The organism is Vibrio sp. A1-1, from assembly GCF_021728175.1.
Taxonomy (GTDB): Bacteria; Pseudomonadota; Gammaproteobacteria; order Enterobacterales; family Vibrionaceae; genus Vibrio; species Vibrio diabolicus.
On the sequence record NZ_JAKKCL010000003.1, the window covers coordinates 81,145 to 97,424 of the forward strand.

At 45.9% G+C, this 16,280-nt stretch carries 15 protein-coding genes; 8 read left to right on the top strand and 7 right to left on the bottom strand.

The features are described 5' to 3' along the window. Positions 1–27: 27 nt before the first annotated feature. From L3V30_RS07345 to L3V30_RS07355, 3 genes are read right to left on the bottom strand one after another with little or no spacing between them, the layout of a single operon-like run. Positions 28–486 carry a YeeE/YedE family protein gene (locus tag L3V30_RS07345; protein WP_046875443.1) on the bottom strand — a complete coding sequence of 153 codons (459 nt, stop codon included), beginning with the start codon at positions 484–486 and terminating at the stop codon, positions 28–30. 10 nt (positions 487–496) lie between these two features. Then, the gene (locus L3V30_RS07350; RefSeq protein ID WP_048625069.1) at positions 497–916 is read right to left on the bottom strand and encodes a YeeE/YedE family protein; all 420 of its coding nucleotides are present in this window, start codon (positions 914–916) and stop codon (positions 497–499) included. Positions 917–944: 28 nt separating this feature from the next. Continuing rightward, entirely contained in the window at positions 945–1,253 is a 309-nt protein-coding gene (locus L3V30_RS07355; protein WP_012842251.1) for a metalloregulator ArsR/SmtB family transcription factor, read from the bottom strand. Between the two features lie 178 nt (positions 1,254–1,431). Here L3V30_RS07355 and L3V30_RS07360 point away from each other — a divergent pair, with 178 nt between their 5' ends. Then, the gene (locus L3V30_RS07360) at positions 1,432–1,617 is read left to right on the top strand and encodes a DUF2892 domain-containing protein (protein WP_012842250.1); all 186 of its coding nucleotides are present in this window, start codon (positions 1,432–1,434) and stop codon (positions 1,615–1,617) included. A gap of 71 nt (positions 1,618–1,688) precedes the next feature. After that, positions 1,689–3,392: an FAD-dependent oxidoreductase gene (locus tag L3V30_RS07365; protein WP_048625070.1), complete on the top strand. Its 1,704-nt coding sequence runs from the start codon at positions 1,689–1,691 to the stop codon at positions 3,390–3,392. A 76-nt stretch (positions 3,393–3,468) separates the two neighbouring features. Here the strand turns inward: L3V30_RS07365 and L3V30_RS07370 are convergent, their stop codons facing one another. The 4 genes from L3V30_RS07370 to L3V30_RS07385 form a co-directional block, all read right to left on the bottom strand. Next, entirely contained in the window at positions 3,469–4,164 is a 696-nt protein-coding gene (locus L3V30_RS07370) for an aspartate/glutamate racemase family protein (RefSeq protein WP_237308606.1), read from the bottom strand. Positions 4,165–4,309: 145 nt separating this feature from the next. Further along, entirely contained in the window at positions 4,310–5,110 is an 801-nt protein-coding gene (locus tag L3V30_RS07375; RefSeq protein WP_237308607.1) for a PhzF family phenazine biosynthesis protein, read from the bottom strand. Between the two features lie 141 nt (positions 5,111–5,251). Next, on the bottom strand, positions 5,252–5,728 hold the full coding sequence (locus tag L3V30_RS07380) for a DM13 domain-containing protein (protein WP_237308608.1): 477 nt from the start codon (positions 5,726–5,728) through the stop codon (positions 5,252–5,254). A 297-nt stretch (positions 5,729–6,025) separates the two neighbouring features. Further along, positions 6,026–8,350, bottom strand: a complete 2,325-nt coding sequence (locus L3V30_RS07385) for an FdhF/YdeP family oxidoreductase (RefSeq protein ID WP_237308609.1) — start codon at positions 8,348–8,350, stop codon at positions 6,026–6,028. Positions 8,351–9,016: 666 nt separating this feature from the next. Between L3V30_RS07385 and L3V30_RS07390 the strand changes: the two genes are divergently transcribed. From L3V30_RS07390 to L3V30_RS07415, 6 genes are all read left to right on the top strand, one after another. Beyond that, positions 9,017–9,901, top strand: a complete 885-nt coding sequence (locus L3V30_RS07390) for a LysR family transcriptional regulator (protein WP_046875405.1) — start codon at positions 9,017–9,019, stop codon at positions 9,899–9,901. Positions 9,902–9,954: 53 nt separating this feature from the next. Further along, positions 9,955–10,785: a formate dehydrogenase accessory sulfurtransferase FdhD gene (gene fdhD / locus L3V30_RS07395; protein WP_017447522.1), complete on the top strand. Its 831-nt coding sequence runs from the start codon at positions 9,955–9,957 to the stop codon at positions 10,783–10,785. Positions 10,786–11,191: 406 nt separating this feature from the next. Next, on the top strand, positions 11,192–12,586 hold the full coding sequence (uhpT, locus tag L3V30_RS07400; protein WP_021707729.1) for a hexose-6-phosphate:phosphate antiporter: 1,395 nt from the start codon (positions 11,192–11,194) through the stop codon (positions 12,584–12,586). Positions 12,587–12,724: 138 nt separating this feature from the next. Beyond that, a complete protein-coding gene (gene uhpA, locus L3V30_RS07405) occupies positions 12,725–13,333 on the top strand; it encodes a transcriptional regulator UhpA (protein ID WP_182033763.1) in 609 nt (202 codons plus the stop codon). Further along, positions 13,333–14,835 (top strand): signal transduction histidine-protein kinase/phosphatase UhpB, encoded by a 1,503-nt coding sequence (gene uhpB, locus L3V30_RS07410; RefSeq protein WP_237308610.1) that lies wholly within the window; start codon positions 13,333–13,335, stop codon positions 14,833–14,835. The genes uhpA and uhpB overlap by 1 nt, the downstream gene beginning before the upstream one ends. A gap of 6 nt (positions 14,836–14,841) precedes the next feature. Next, entirely contained in the window at positions 14,842–16,182 is a 1,341-nt protein-coding gene (locus L3V30_RS07415) for an MFS transporter (RefSeq protein WP_005394568.1), read from the top strand. Positions 16,183–16,280 lie beyond the last annotated feature (98 nt).

Genomic DNA, 16,280 nt, shown 5'->3' on the forward strand with positions numbered 1-16,280 from the left:
CTTTCCCCTCCATATCAGATTGATTGTTTACGCGTTCGCGGTTTTCATCTTCTTCGCGTTACGGTAAGTAATGATCGCCTTCGCGAACAGAGATCCAACTAACATCGCAAGGAAGAACACCACAATGCTCACGTTGCCTAATGCCAGACTCGCAACCGCAGGGCCAGGGCAAATACCTGCCAAACCCCAACCTAAACCAAAGATGGCCGCACCAGATAACAAACGTCCGTCGATGTTCTTATTGGTTGGTGTGCAAAACGCTTCACCGCTAACTGATTGTTTTCTCGGCTTGATGATTAAAAAATAGCTTGGCATGAATACCGCGAGTGCGCCGCCCATCACAAAAGCCAAACTTGGATCCCAACTGCCAGAAATATCTAAAAATCCAATGACTTTAGCTGGGTCGATCATGCCAGACACCGCCATGCCCATACCGAATAACACACCGCTCAAAAGAGCAGAAAAACGAAAAATAGTCTTGTTCATGGAATCTCTCTTAAACTAGGTGAAGTCGAACGAATACCGTTAGACCAGCGACAGCCATAAATACACAGGTCGCCACAATAGAGCGCTTAGACAAACGGCCCATGCCACAAATGCCGTGTCCGCTAGTACATCCGTTACCCAGTCTGGTCCCGATTCCTACCAATAAACCAGCGGCAATCACCATCCCTAAAGAAAGGTTCGCGGTACTAGGAACCGCAACGCCCAACATTAGGACGCTAATCAAGCCACCAGCTATCATTCCAACCGCAAAAAGCAATCGCCACGAATAATCGCCTTTTTTCGGTGACATAATGCCATTCATAATTCCACTGATTCCGGCAATTTTCCCGTTAACCAACAACAATATAGTGGCGGAGATCCCTAACAAAAGGCCACCAAACAACGACTCCCATGGAATAACGTTTAACATTATTTACCTCTAAAATCTTAGCTACGAATTAGTTACAGAAAACGCTATGAAGCGCCTTGATTAATGACTCAACTCTCGGTTCTGACAACGAATAAAACACTTGCTGTGATGCCTTACGAGCCTTGATCAATTTGTGTTTGCGAAGCACCGTCAAGTGCTGTGAAAAGGCGGATTGGCTAAGGAACGAGTTCTTTTGTAGCTCCCCAACACCAACCTCACCTTGGGTCAGTTGGCACAACACCATTAGCCTTTCCGGATGTGCCATTACTTTTAGGAGATCAGCAGCTTCATTAGCATTGCCTTTCATTGCTGCTACATCCATATCTGTATAGCTCATGACTCACCTCTATATTAAAAACTAAATTAGATATTACTAAAGCAATGTATTTAGTCAACACTAAATTAGCAATGATGAATTTAGACAAATTAACATTAGACATTTCTAATTTAGATAATTATAGTGATGAATATCAAAGGATGGCGTTCTCAGTTTGAGAGTACGAAGGAGAAGAGTTATGACGTTAGAAAATGCAGTACGAATTTTTGCAGGCACGATGGTATTGATCTCGGTCATACTAACCGTGTTCGTTCACAGTAACTTCATTTGGTTCACCGTGTTTATCGGCGTTAATCTTATTCAAAGTGCTTACACGGGAATCTGCCCTGCTGCTTATTTTTTAAAGAAATTTGGTTTTAGATAATCTAGAGCGTAGTGACCTTTCACACTGGCTATTCGTGAAAGGTCAGTTCGCCCTAAAACTTGGAGTTAAAAATGACTAAGATCTTAATCGTCGGTGGTGTTGCAGGTGGTGCATCTGCGGCGGCGCGTGCTCGTCGTCTAAGCGAAGATGCCGAAATCATCATGTTTGAACGTGGCCCGTTTGTTTCATTTGCCAACTGTGGCTTGCCTTATCACATCGGCGGCGATATCCAAGAACGCAGTAAGTTACTACTACAAACGCCAGAAAGCTTTTTAGCACGTTTTAACGTTGATGTTCGCGTGATGAATGAAGTAGTTTCTATTAACCGACAGGACAAAACCGTTACGATCAAAAACCTGTTGGATGAGTCTGAATACGTAGAATCATACGACTTCCTACTGCTTAGCCCAGGTGCTGGTCCTATTGTTCCACCAATCCCAGGCCTCGATAACCCGCTCACCCACTCGCTACGTAACATTCCAGATATGGATCGCATCATCGAAACGATCCAAATGAACAAACCAGAACATGCGACGGTTGTTGGCGGCGGTTTCATCGGTTTAGAAATGATGGAAGCCTTCCACCAACTTGGCATTAAAACCTCTCTGATCGAAATGGCAGACCAAGTCATGACGCCAGTAGACCGTGAAATGGCAGGTTTTGCTCATGCAGAAATTCGTGACAAAGGTGTCGACCTAAAACTTGGCGTCGCGCTTGAATCTGTGAAATTCGTACCTAACGAGCACGTTGCAAGTTTCGACTCTGGTGAGAGTGAGAAACACCAACACCTAGAAGGTGAATTGGAGTTAACACTGAACAACGGTGAAAAACTCACTACCGATATTCTGATCATGGCAATCGGTGTGCGTCCTGAGACAAAACTGGCGCAAGAAGCTGGCCTTCAAATTGGCGCGCTAGGCGGTATTTACACGAACGAATACATGCAAACCAGCGATCCTTCGATCTACGCTGTCGGCGACGCGATAGAAGAGAAAGACTTCGTGACAGGCGAGCAAACTCTAGTGCCACTTGCAGGCCCGGCAAACCGTCAAGGTCGTATGGCAGCGGACAATATGCTTGGTCGCAAAGAAACTTACCAAGGTACACAAGGTACTGCGATTTGTAAGATCTTCGACCTTGCTGTGGCTTCAACAGGTAAAAATGAGAAACAATTGAAACGCGCTGGCGTTGAATACGAAAAAGTGTACGTCCATACCGCAAGCCACGCGAGCTACTACCCTGGTGCAGAAGTGGTGTCGTTCAAAATGTTGTTCGATCCAAAATCAGGCAAGATTTTAGGTGCTCAAGCAGTTGGTAAAGACGGTATCGACAAACGTATTGACGTTATGGCTGTTGCACAACGTGCTGGCATGACGGTTGAACAACTACAGCATCTTGAACTGACTTACGCGCCACCTTACGGCAGTGCAAAAGATGTGATCAACCAAGCGGCGTTTGTGGCAAATAACATCATCAAAGGTGACGCAGCGGCGATTCATTACGATGAAATCGACAACCTGACTGAAGATCAAATTCTCCTCGACGTCCGTAACCCGGGTGAATTGGAGTCTGTTGGTTATCTTGAAGGGGCAATCAACATTCCGGTTGATCAGCTACGCCATCGTATGGGTGAACTACCAAAAGACAAAGAGATTGTGATTTACTGTCAAGTAGGCTTGCGCGGTAACGTGGCATACCGTCAACTGGTCAACAATGGTTACAAAGCCCGCAACTTGATTGGTGGATACAGAACACTCAAATTCTCGCGCTTATAACGGGATAATAAAAACAGAGAAAACCGAGGGATTGGTTTTCTCTTTTGTTTATTTACATGGACTCAAATCTAACTCATTAACCTTCTATCGCCAAACGGACTGCCGCTTGAGCATGGATAGAAGTGGTATCAAGTAGCGTAACATCGGTGTGACTTTGGTTTACAAGTAAGGCAATTTCAGTGCACCCGAGAATCACAGCTTCAGCTCCCCGCTCTTTTAGTTTTTCAATGATTTGCAGGTATATCGTTCTCGATTCCTCTTTGATTTCACCTTGGCATAACTCTTTATAAATAATGTTATGCACTATAGAGCGATCATCTTGAGCAGGAGTTATGACATCCAGCCCATAGAGGTCGGAAAGCCGTCCTTTGTAAAAGTCTTGCTCCATTGTGAATTGAGTACCAAGGAGTCCGACCTTTTGAACCCCTTTCTCACGAAGTAACTCAGCAGTCGCGTCTGCGATATGTAGTATGGGGATATTAATGCTGGCTTCAATTTGAGGAGCAACTTTGTGCATTGTGTTCGTACAAATAAGAATAAAATCAGCGCCCCCTTTTTCTATTGAAGATGCAGCATCAGATAGAATACTTGCCGTTTCTTCCCATTTACCTTGGTGTTGAAGTTTCTCTATCTCTGAAAAATTCACGCTATACATACAAATTTTTGCGGAATTTAGGCCGCCTAACGCCTCTTTGACTCCTTCATTGATCAATTTGTAATAACTAAGCGTCGACTCCCAACTCATGCCGCCTAGAAGACCGATAGTTTTCATATAACTCTCCAATCGTTATACACCACTATGGGAGGGGTGCTTTTACAAACAAAATCAACCACGTGGATAGACAGCTTTCTAGCTTTGTCACTAGTGCAAACTGGATAAACCTGCAATCAAAAAAAACGAGAACCAAAAAGGACGACTACGCGATTCTCATATCTCCTCGCAACATTGTTACCGCACTTCCAGAAAGCTTAACGTATTCCGGACTCAATAGTTCTGTATAAACAACTCCACTTCTCTTGGATGCTTGGAAGCCTTTTAATTGCGCTTTACCGAGCTCTTTGGCCCAGTAAACACATAAAGCGCAATGAGCAGAACCTGTTACTGGGTCCTCATCAACACCCACCCAAGGGGCAAAGTAACGAGAGACAAAATCAGCGTCAGTGCTTGAGTGAGCAGTGATAACAACTCCACGACCTTTTTGTTTAAGTAGCGCACTAAAATCAGGTTCGAGTTGCTCTATCAAAGACTCATCATTGATGACGATCAACTGCTTATTATCAAACTGACCATAAGCGTTTACATCAGCCACATCGAGACCTAAGCCGTGAAGCAAGTCTGTGTTAATACTTGCTCGCATATCTAAAATAGGAGCAGGAAACACCAAATGAATGTCGTCATGATCAAGTTGTGCAGTTAAAGCGCCGGATAGCGTGCCAAACTCAATGGTATCACCAGTGCTATATAACCCTTGCTCTCTCAGCACGTGCGCCGTGGCCAATGTGCCATGTCCACACAAAGCGACTTCCGTTTCAGATGTAAACCAACGAAGTTGCATTGTGTTTAATGACAGAAACGCGGTTTCAGATAGTGACATCTCTGCCGCTATGGCCAACATCATTTCCTCACCAAGGCTTGATTCTGTGATACACACACCTGCAGGGTTGCCTTTGAACACATCTGATGTAAACGAGTCGACCTGAAAAATTTTAACTTCCACAAAATATCCTTAAGTTCTATCAACCACTGTAGAACCATTAGCAGCACTTAGTGCATTTGTACCACGTAATGTATTGCACCTGTTGTTTGAGCAGTAAACCTTTATTAACTAAGAAGAAACCACTTTTTCTCCTAATGGGATTTATTGGTATTTTGCCGAAGTAATGAACTCACCGAATGTTTCACACCAAACAACAACAGTATTGTATTCAGAAATGGAAATCCCTTGAGGAACCTCAACAACGAAGTTATTGAATGTTTTGACATCACCAACCAAGCTCATCTCAGATTTAAGGTCATTAAACGCTTGTTCCGTTTCGACAAACTTAGGAGATAAATAGAGTTTATAGTCAGGCCCGGGAGCGAGTTTTCCTACCAGCGTAATAGCTTGGGAACTCAAATGAATTTCACCTTCTCCCCAATGAAAAGCGTCGCTACCTTTGAGGTCCCTCGTGTCAACTGCACTGTATTCTGCACCTTGCATGCTCTCAGAAACTTGCTCATCGGTCGGCGCAGGCGGTGCAATAAGAATCGGTAAAGTATAGATACCTATCGCAATACCAATCGCAACAGCCACTAAGTGGCTTAACGTTAATTTAATTATACTTTTCAAGGTCATCTATCTTCTTGTTAGTTTCATCAGCTTAGATTTAGGCTCAAATACAGACATCCGTCAGGTTATACGTCTAATAGCCTAATTTCATTAATATTATACACAAGCTGGACCAATGCGCCTTAATTGCTGCCTTTTAGAGTGCTATCCAATAACCCCGTTATTAACGAAAATAACTATTTTAATTCAGCCCCCTACACGCCTTCGACGAAATGATCTAAAGGCAAAGTGAGCAATTAAAAACGGCTGATAATTGATATCAGCCGTTTGCTTATCTGGAATGTCGTTGTGCTGGTTTGGGAACTATTCTGCTTCCACCGAAGCGATCTTATCGGATGTCGATTTTTCCAATTTGATCGCAATAAACTTAGAGGTTGGCGTAAACGTTCTATCCCCATAACTATCTAAAGGAACCAATGGGTTCGTTTCTGGATAGTAAGCCGCCGCCTGACCTGCTGGCACGTCATAGGCAACAAGCGTAAATCCGCTCACGCGACGCTCAACGCCATCTTCCCATAATGACACCATGTCCACTTTGTCGCCCGGTTCAAAACCGAGTTTACGAATATCCACTTCATTGATAAACAGCACTTCGCGCATACCAAATACTCCACGATAACGGTCATTCAAGCCGTAAAGTGTCGTATTATATTGGTCGTGTGAGCGCATGGTTTGCAAAATCAAATCTGGCTTTTGGCCTTTTTCGAGTATCGCTTCGCAGATCAATTGTTTCGGCAACTCGCTAGAGCTGAACTGTGCTTTACCGCTTGGTGTATTCCATCGACGCTCGGCTGCTGGGTTTACCAAGTGGAATCCACCCGGGTGTTTAAGCTTATGGTTAAAGTCGGTAAAGCCCGGAATCGTGTCGGCAATCAAATCGCGAATACGGTCGTAATCTTCAATCGCCCACAGCCAATCAATTGGTTTTTCCCCGAGTGTAGCATTGGCAATACCGGCAATAATCGCTGGTTCTGAACGTAAATGCTCCGAACGCGGTTTTAGCTGACCAAATGAGATATGCACCATGCTGAAGGTATCTTCAACCGTCACGCCTTGTGGGCCAGTCGCTTGCTGATCAATCTCGGTACGGCCTAAGCACGGAAGAATAAGCGCATCTTTACCTGTGACAAGGTGAGAACGATTTAACTTCGTCGAAATGTGTACGGTTAAATTACAGTTTCGCATCGCGTTGTGCGTACGTTCTGTGTCTGGCGTTGCTTGTGCAAAGTTACCGCCCAAACCGATAAATACTTTCGCTTGCCCTTCTTCCATCGCTTTAATGGCTTGCACAGTGTTGTGGCCTTCACCACGCGGGACGGCAAAGTTAAATCGACTTTCAATGCGATCCAACAACAGATCTGAAGGTTTTTCATCAATGCCCATCGTACGGTCGCCCTGAACGTTACTGTGACCACGCACTGGTGAAAGACCCGCGCCCGGCTTACCAACGTTACCTCGTAACATTTGCACGTTTGCGACTTCTTTAATGGTTGGCACAGAGTGACGATGCTGAGTCAACCCCATTGCCCAACACATGATCACACGTTCTGCACGTCGATACATGCTCGCCACCATCTCGATTTCACTTAAATCAAGACCCGATTGTTCCGCGATGTGTTCCCAAGAGGTTGCGTCCACTTCAGCCAAATACTCATCAATACCTATCGTGTGTTGCTTGATGAATTCACGGTCAAATACCGCTTTGCCGCCGTTTTGCAATGCCTCGCGTTCCCATTGCAGCAAGAACTTCGCGATGCCACGAAATACTGCCATGTCTCCGCCCAAAGCAGGACGCAGGTACGCCGTGTTTGTAGGCTCTGAGCCATTACTCAACATCTCAATCGGCATTTGTGGATTTTGGAAACGCTCTAATCCGCGCTCTTTCAGCGGGTTTAGGCAGATAACCTGTGCACCACGTTTTACCGCTTCGCGCAGAGGTTCGAGCATTCGTGGGTGATTCGTGCCCGGGTTTTGACCAATCACGAAAATCGCATCAGCTTCTTCAAAATCATCAAAGATCACTGTGCCTTTACCAACACCAATGGTGTCTTTCATCCCGATTGCACTGGCTTCGTGACACATGTTGGAACAATCTGGGAAGTTGTTGGTACCGAATGCACGGACAAATAGCTGATACAAAAACGCCGCTTCGTTGCTTGCACGACCAGAGGTATAAAACTCCGCTTGGTGCGGTGAATCCAATTGATTGAGATGTTTCGCCACAAGAGAAAAAGCCTCATCCCAAGAGACTGACACATAGTGATCGGATTCGGCATCGTATCGCATTGGGTGCGTGATACGGCCTTGGTATTCCAACCAGTAATCGGTTTGAGTTGAGAGAGAAGAAACGCTGTGATTGGCAAAAAACTCAGGATCAACCAGACGATTGGTCGCCTCCCAGTTTACCGCTTTCGCGCCATTCTCACAGAAATTGACTTTACCACTATCTGGCGACTCGCCCCATGCACATCCCGGACAGTCGAAACCGCCATTTTGGTTGGTTTTGAGCATAGTGCGAATGTTTTTAACTGCATTTTCACTGCCCCACCAACTTCTGGTTACGGCTTTCAGTGCACCCCAACCACCAGCTGGACCTTTGTATGTTTTTATTTGTTCTTTTTGGCTCACGACTTTACTCCTCGCAGATATACCAGCAAGCAGGGTGCCCGTGAAAACAAGCGCGTTATTTATTGAGATAATGCGGAAGTATTGAAGGGCTTAGTTTCTAATCCATGTATTTTTTAATCCAAATAAGTAACCACTCAACATACTCTCGCTTGTCCGAGCGTTTACTTATCTAGATTCTTGATATCGGATACCCGCCTACTGTTTCTAAGACTGTTAGATTCAATTTGCATTGTTGCGTCTTGATCTAAATCAAAGATTAAGTCGATATTCAATATGCGTCCAATTGATAATCCTGACCGAGTGATAAACAAAATCTATGACGAATTTTTCCACTAACGGTCATCACATTTTTAATCAATACAATTTATGAGGTTAATCGTTTTTCTATTCGATTCCGCCTAGTTCGCTTAACGAACTCAATAAAATCGCCACTCTTGATAATAGATAATATCTATCACACTATAGATACTTTAAATTTGACCCTAATTAATATCAGGAATAGCCTTGATTCAGATCAATTTTGAGTGTGGTTTTATTCTTGACTTGGTTTTGGTTTTTCATTCCCCAGTTAAAACGCTCCAGCGCTTAAAAAGTACGGTAGTGCTGTGCCCTTTTTAGGGAGTTCCCCCGTACATGTGACTCACAACGCAAGGTTAACAAGCCATTATGGATATCAAACAACTTAAATATCTCATCGCACTTGAACAGACCAAACACTTTGGTCAAGCCGCCGCATTGTGCCACATTACGCAGCCTACTTTGTCCATGAGAATCCGAAGCTTAGAGGAAGAACTCGACCTCGAATTAATCCAGAGAAGTCAACGATTTGAAGGATTTACTGAAGCCGGAGAGCGCATTTTAGCTTGGGCAAAAACCGTCTTAGCCGCTCATGATGGATTGCAAGCCGAAGCCGCCAACTGCCGTGGTCAGTTGGTCGGTTCACTTCGGCTTGGAATGGTGCCACTCGCCAGCCAAAACCCGATGCAATTGCTCAAACCATTAGCTCAACAGTTCCCTGAGTTACGCTTTCAAATACTCTCCATGACGACCGAACAGATCATAGACCAACTCAATCGCAATCAGCTTGATTTGGGGATGTGTTATGTCGATCAAGTCAACACCGCTTACTTCGATGTTATCGAGCTAGATTCGACCAAACTTGGTGTTTTATTCGATGAGCGTCATTTTGATTTTGCCGAATCTGAAGTGTTGTGGGAGTCACTCAATAACATTCCGCTAGGGCTGCTTTCGAAGGGCATGCACTATCGCCACTCGATTGATCTTAGCTTTGTGAGTAAAGGGCTAGTTCCACAAACCGTCATTGAAAGTAACTCCACCTTTCACTTGATCCAAGCAGTAACCAGTGGCCTTTGTTGCGCCATTATGCCGCTGAATTGTGGATTGGAAGAGTTGAACGATACGCTTCGCATTATTCCTATCGAAGAAGCCGCCGTTCACGCCCCGCTAGGTTTGTTAAAGCGAAAACAAGAACCCTTCTCCGCGCTAACCGATCAGTGTTTCGCAGAAGCAAAAAGCATATTCAATCGATAACAACAATCCACACGTCAATTTTTGGCATATACAACGGCTTATGAGGTGATTTCATGAGATGTACTACTCAATCTTATTTTGAACTGTCCGATTTCAATCAAGCACCACCTCAACCAAGTGCATTCAATTACCGAGAATTGATTGATGGCCGCCCAGTGCAACAAATGTCGTTGGCGAGCGAGTCCGCTTTAGCTATCAGCTACAACGGCATTAGCCAAGCGGTCATGATGGTGACGCCAGGCCATCTGGAAGACTTCGTGAAAGGGTTTAGCTTAAGCACAGGCATCGTCCACGACTTCAAAGAGATCAAAGACATTGAAATTGGTGGCGATCACGAATCTCACTATGCGGAAGTGGAAATCAGCAACCGCGCTTTCTGGGCGTTAAAAACACAACGCCGAAATCTTGCTGGCACAACAGGATGCGGCATTTGTGGCGTCGAGGCTCTTGAACAAGCTTTGCCTGATTTGGCGCCGCTGACCCCGTCTCTTCCTCCGCGCTCCGATGTATTTGAAGGGCTGCGAGACAAAGTCGCACTGCATCAAGAAGCCGCACGTGAATCTGGCGCGTTACACGCCGCTTTATTTGCAGATTTACAAGGCAACATCAAGTTGTGCCGAGAGGACATCGGCCGTCACAACGCGCTAGATAAGTTGATTGGCGCATTGGCCAACAATCACATCGAGCCTCAAAGTGGCTTCGCTATCATGACAAGCCGTTGCAGCTTGGAGTTGATCCACAAAGCCGTTCGCGCGCGCATCCCCACTCTGGTTTGCTTATCTGCACCTACAGCGTTAACCGTCGAATGGGCAAGAAGAAACCATTTGAACCTAATTCACTTACCAAAACACGGCTCGCCGCGTCTATACAGCCCTGCGCCTTAACACGTCAACTTAGCCGAATTCCTAATATTTCTAACAGAGACCTCTGGGTCTCTGTTGTTTGCTTCTCGTTCCCAATTGATACTTAGCGACAAGACACTATTCTCTCCAACCAAACGTGCTCACCCCTTGTCTGTACTAAGCTTACGCATATTAACCCGCTTGCATTTGAACGCTTTCCAATCCGATAAGAACCCTGTCAAAAACCCATAAATTAGTAAGGATTTTGTGTGACTCTTTTCACGCTTTTCCGCCTTCCTAGGCATTTCTAGGAATTTTTCCTAGCCGATCTAGGCAACCATCTCATGTGCCTCACAAAACCACTCTCTAGAATTCCGCTCAGTCAAAGGTAACAAGAGCGCATAACGGTCTCCGTTGTGTTTCTAAAACAATTACAAGAGAGTTCATCATGTTAAAATTCCTCGAACAGGTGCGGAAGCCGACCCTCGATCTTCCTGTCGAAGTTAGAAGAAAGATGTGGTTTAAACCGTTCATCCAATCTTACTTGGTCGTATTCATCGGCTACCTAACCATGTACTTGATTCGTAAGAACTTCAATGTCGCGCAAAACGACATGATCTCAACTTACGGTTTGAGCATGACAGACCTAGGTCTTATTGGCCTTGGCTTCTCCATCACATACGGCATCGGTAAAACCGTTGTGTCTTACTACGCTGACGGTAAGAACACCAAGCAATTCCTCCCTTTTATGCTGATCCTTTCTGGTCTTGCCATGCTTGGTTTCAGCTTCAGCATGGGCGGCGGTAGTGCAAGCCTGTTCTTGATGGTGGCTTTCTACGCTCTGAGTGGTTTCTTCCAAAGTACTGGTGGCCCTTCTAGTTACTCAACCATTACAAAATGGACACCTCGTAACAAACGCGGCTCTTACCTAGGCTTGTGGAACATGTCACATAACGTTGGTGGTGCTGGCGCAGCGGGCGTTGCTCTTTTCGGTGCTAACTACCTATTCGACGGCCACGTAATCGGCATGTTCGTGTTCCCTTCTATCATCGCGATCATCGTCGGCTTCATCGGTATGCGCTTTGGTAGCGACTCTCCAGAAGCTTACGGTCTAGGTAAAGTAGAAGAACTTTTCGATGAAGCAGTGAGTGAAGAAGACACCGCCGCAGAAGAAAATCAGATGACCAAAAAAGAAATCTTTGTTGAATACGTTCTTAAAAACAAAGTTATCTGGCTACTTTGTTTTGCCAATATCTTCCTTTACATCGTTCGTATCGGCATCGACCAATGGTCAACGGTATACGCGTACCAAGAGCTTGGTCTGTCAAAAGAAACGGCAATCTCTGGCTTTACTCTGTTCGAAGTCGGTGCGCTTGTGGGTACTTTGATGTGGGGTTACCTGTCTGACCTAGCAAACGGTCGCCGCGCATTGGTTGCTTGTGTATCTCTTGGTTTGATCATCGTATCGCTTGAGTTCTACCAGCACGCCACTAGCGAGTTCATGTACTTGGCCTCACTATTTGTATTGGGCTTCTTGGTGTTTGGTCCGCAACTTCTTATCGGTGTTGCCGCGGTTGGTTTTGTCCCTAAAAAAGCAATCAGTGTGGCTGACGGCGTAAAAGGTACATTCGCTTACCTAATCGGTGACAGCTTTGCAAAACTAGGCTTGGGTATGATTGCCGACGGTACACCTATCTTCGGCTTAACAGGTTGGAAAGGTACCTTCGCAGCCCTAGATACCTCCGCCATGATTTGTATTGTTTTGCTTGCTTTCGTCGCTATCGCGGAAGAGAAGAAGATTCGACACGCGAAGAAGCTTCAACTTGCACAAAACCAAGCCTAACTTCTCTGCGCGCTTTACTTCGGTAAAGCGCGCAAGATCATTAAAAAGCATGGTTCAATTCAGTATCATTAAAGATTTTTCTATTGGCTCCTGTTGGAGCTTATTGTTGTTAGTTGTCTGCTCTATTTGGTTGTAATAATGATTCATGTTGCTCTAGTTGATGATCACCTCATCGTGCGTTCAGGTTTCGCACAATTATTAAATTTAGAAAGTGATATTACCGTTGTTGGTGAGTTCGGCTCTGTCGCAGAAGCACGCACAGGCTTGCCTGCGGTACACCCACACGTCGTCATCCTAGATATTTCCATGCCAGATGAAAGCGGCTTAAACTTTCTTAGCGAAATACCAACTGGCATTGCCTGCGTGATGCTTAGCGTGCATGACTCCCCTGCGATGGTGGAAAAATCACTAAAGCTAGGTGCAAAAGGCTATCTTAGTAAACGCTGTAGCCCAGACGAACTTATTCAAGCCGTGAGAACCAGTGCTTCTGGTGGCTGTTACCTCACATCAGATATTGCACTTAAACTTGCAACGCCTAGCGACAACACCACCTCTCTATGCCAACTGACAAAACGTGAAAACGAGGTATGTCAGCTACTTGCGACCGGGTTGGATGTAAAGTCCGTCGCGGCAGAGCTTGGCTTGAGCCACAAGACCGTACACGTTCATCGAGCGAATGCCATCGACAAACTCGGCGTGAAAAACAACGTTGAGCTCGCCAAACTATTCTCTCAAGAGTCCTTTTAATGCGAGCCTATTCTGTCACAACGATTTGTGGCCTGTTTGTTATGGCCTGTGCTTGGTTCTGTTTGTGGGTGATCGCCTACTACTTTGTCAACGATCCAGAGCTCGCCATTCTGCTTTTCCCATTCGCCTTACGACTGGGGATTGCGCTGCACACTCGCACCGCTTACTGGCCAACAATCTACGTATCAGAATGGGCGCTGACGATTGCACTTGCGACCCTATTAGAGCAACCTCAATGGCTCACCGTGCTGATCGCCAGCGTTGCCAGCATCCCTGTCACACTGATTGCGAAAAAATACTACTACGGTGACCAAAACCGCCACTTAGCCGTCATGGGAGTTGTCATTATCATTAGCGCGTTTATTAATGTGATGGCCGTTGGTTTTCACGTTCCTTCGGTTTACATGGTGTGGCTGGCTAGCATTTCTGGAGGCTTGCTCGTGGTGCCTATGTGCTACTTGTTATGGAGTTATTTGTTCCAAAGTCGTTGGTCTCCGCTTAGCTCTCTCCTACTTAGTAATACCGTTGTATTTCAGGTGCGTCATATCGTGCTTTATGCGCTGCTTTTGATCGGCAGTATTTTGGTGCAAACCAGTTTGCCTGAAGAGCTAAAACGATTTGCGCCATTTTGTATGGCGATTCCAATCATCGTGCTTGCTCTGCGTTACGGCTGGCAAGGTGCCCTGCTCGCCACCATGCTCAACAGCATTGCGCTGATTGCGGCTCGTAGCGGCGTATCGAATCTAGAAATAACCGATTTGTTATTATCTCTCTCAGCGCAAACCATCACTGGCATTATGCTCGGCTTAGGGGTTCAGAAACAAAAAGACCTCAATCACAAATTGCGCGGCGAACTTGCACGCAATCAGAATTTGTCTCGCCAGCTTATCAAAGCGGAAGAATCCGTAAGACGCGATATTGCGCGCGAGCTACATGACGAAATCGGCCAGAACATCACGGCGATCCGCACACAAGCCAACATCATCAAGCGGGTAAATAACGCAGAAACAAGCGTCGGTTGCGCCGACACCATCGAAGGGCTTTCCCTCAACGTGTACGACACCACTAAGCGACTGTTAAGCAAGCTAAGACCCAAAATGCTGGATGATTTGGACTTAAAAGAATCCGTCGAGCAACTGACGCGAGAGATGGAATTCGCCAATCACGGAACGACTGTTCAACTGAACTGGCAGGGCGATTACACAAGCCTGAGTGACACACTCAAAGTCACCCTATTCCGTTTATGCCAAGAGTCATTAAATAACGCAGCCAAGTACGCAGAAGCGCAGTTGATCAATATTGAACTGACAATTGGAGAAACGGCGGTGTCACTGAGGATTCACGATGATGGTGTCGGTTTCAAAGTTCAGGACAGCATGAAAGGCATGGGCGTTCGCGGCATGCAAGAGCGTGTGCACGCATTGGGTGGGAAAATGGTTATCTACTCCACCAGCGATCAAGTGATCGGCACTCAAATCAGCATTACTTTACCTAAGGTGTAACTCAAGATGTTTGGATTTTTACGTTCACCTAAATTTACTCAACCGAGTCTAAGCAACGAGCAAATCGACCAGCGTTACCGCCATTGGCGTTTGCACATTATGTTGGGGATGTACATCGGCTACGCAGGTTTCTACTTTACCCGTAAGACCTTTAACTACGCCGCACCAGCTATGATTACCGATCTTGGCTTAGATAAAGGCGATTTGGGTCTTATAGGCACGCTTTTCTACATTACCTACGGCTGCTCGAAGTTTATTTCCGGTACGATTTCAGATCGCTCTAACCCTCGTTATTTCATGGGATTAGGATTGATTGCGACAGGTCTGGTCAATATCGCGTTCGGTTTTTCTAGCTCACTCGCGGCTTTCATTACTCTGTGGATCTTAAACGCCTGGTTCCAAGGCTGGGGCTGGCCTTCATGCTCCAAGCTGTTAACCACTTGGTATTCACGCTCCGAGCGTGGCTTCTTATGGGCGATTTGGAACACCGCACACAACGTTGGTGGCGCGCTGATCCCTATTTGGGTGGGCTATTTAACGTTGCACTACAGCTGGCGTGAAGGCTTTATTCTACCCGGCATCATCGGTGTATTACTCGGTCTATTCGTTTGTTGGCGATTGCGCGACAAACCCACAACAATGGGCTTACCAAGTGTCGGACAATGGCGCAACGACGCACTAGAACTTGCGCAAGAAAATTACGGACGTGGCCTCACCTACCGCGAAATTCTGAAATCGTACGTATTTAACAACAAATACATCTGGCTGCTCGCGTTCAGTTATGTGTTGGTTTACATCGTCCGAACCGCAATAAACGACTGGGGAAACCTGTATTTAACCGAGCAGCATCACTATAGCCTGATTAACGCCAACGCTGCTCTGTCGATGTTTGAAATCGGTGGTTTTGTTGGTTCATTGGTTGCGGGTTGGGGCTCAGACAAACTCTTTGGCGGTAACCGTGGGCCAATGAACTTGCTGTTCGCGATTGGGATTTTCTTATCTGTCTCTGCGCTTTGGCTGATGCCTCTGACCAACTTTGCATTCCAAGCGGCGGGATTGTTCTCCATCGGCTTCTTTGTCTTTGGGCCACAAATGCTGATCGGTATGGCGGCGGCTGAGTGCTCTCACAAAGATTCTGCAGGCGCGGCAACAGGATTCGTGGGCTTGTTCGCCTACATGGGCGCAGCATTGTCTGGCTATCCACTGGCGTTAATTCTTGAAGAATATCATTGGACGGGTTTCTTCATCACCATTTCAGTTTGTGCAGCCGTCATTGGCCTTTTGTTGCTGCCATTTTTGCAAGCGCAACCATCACGAAAACCACTCGAACCAAAACCTCGGTTGTAAATCGACTTATCGCCCTTCGGGCAAATTGGCGAGTGACCTAACCGCGCTCGCCATCCTTATTTAACGTATCTCTGCTCAATTTTTCTTCCGATTCAGTT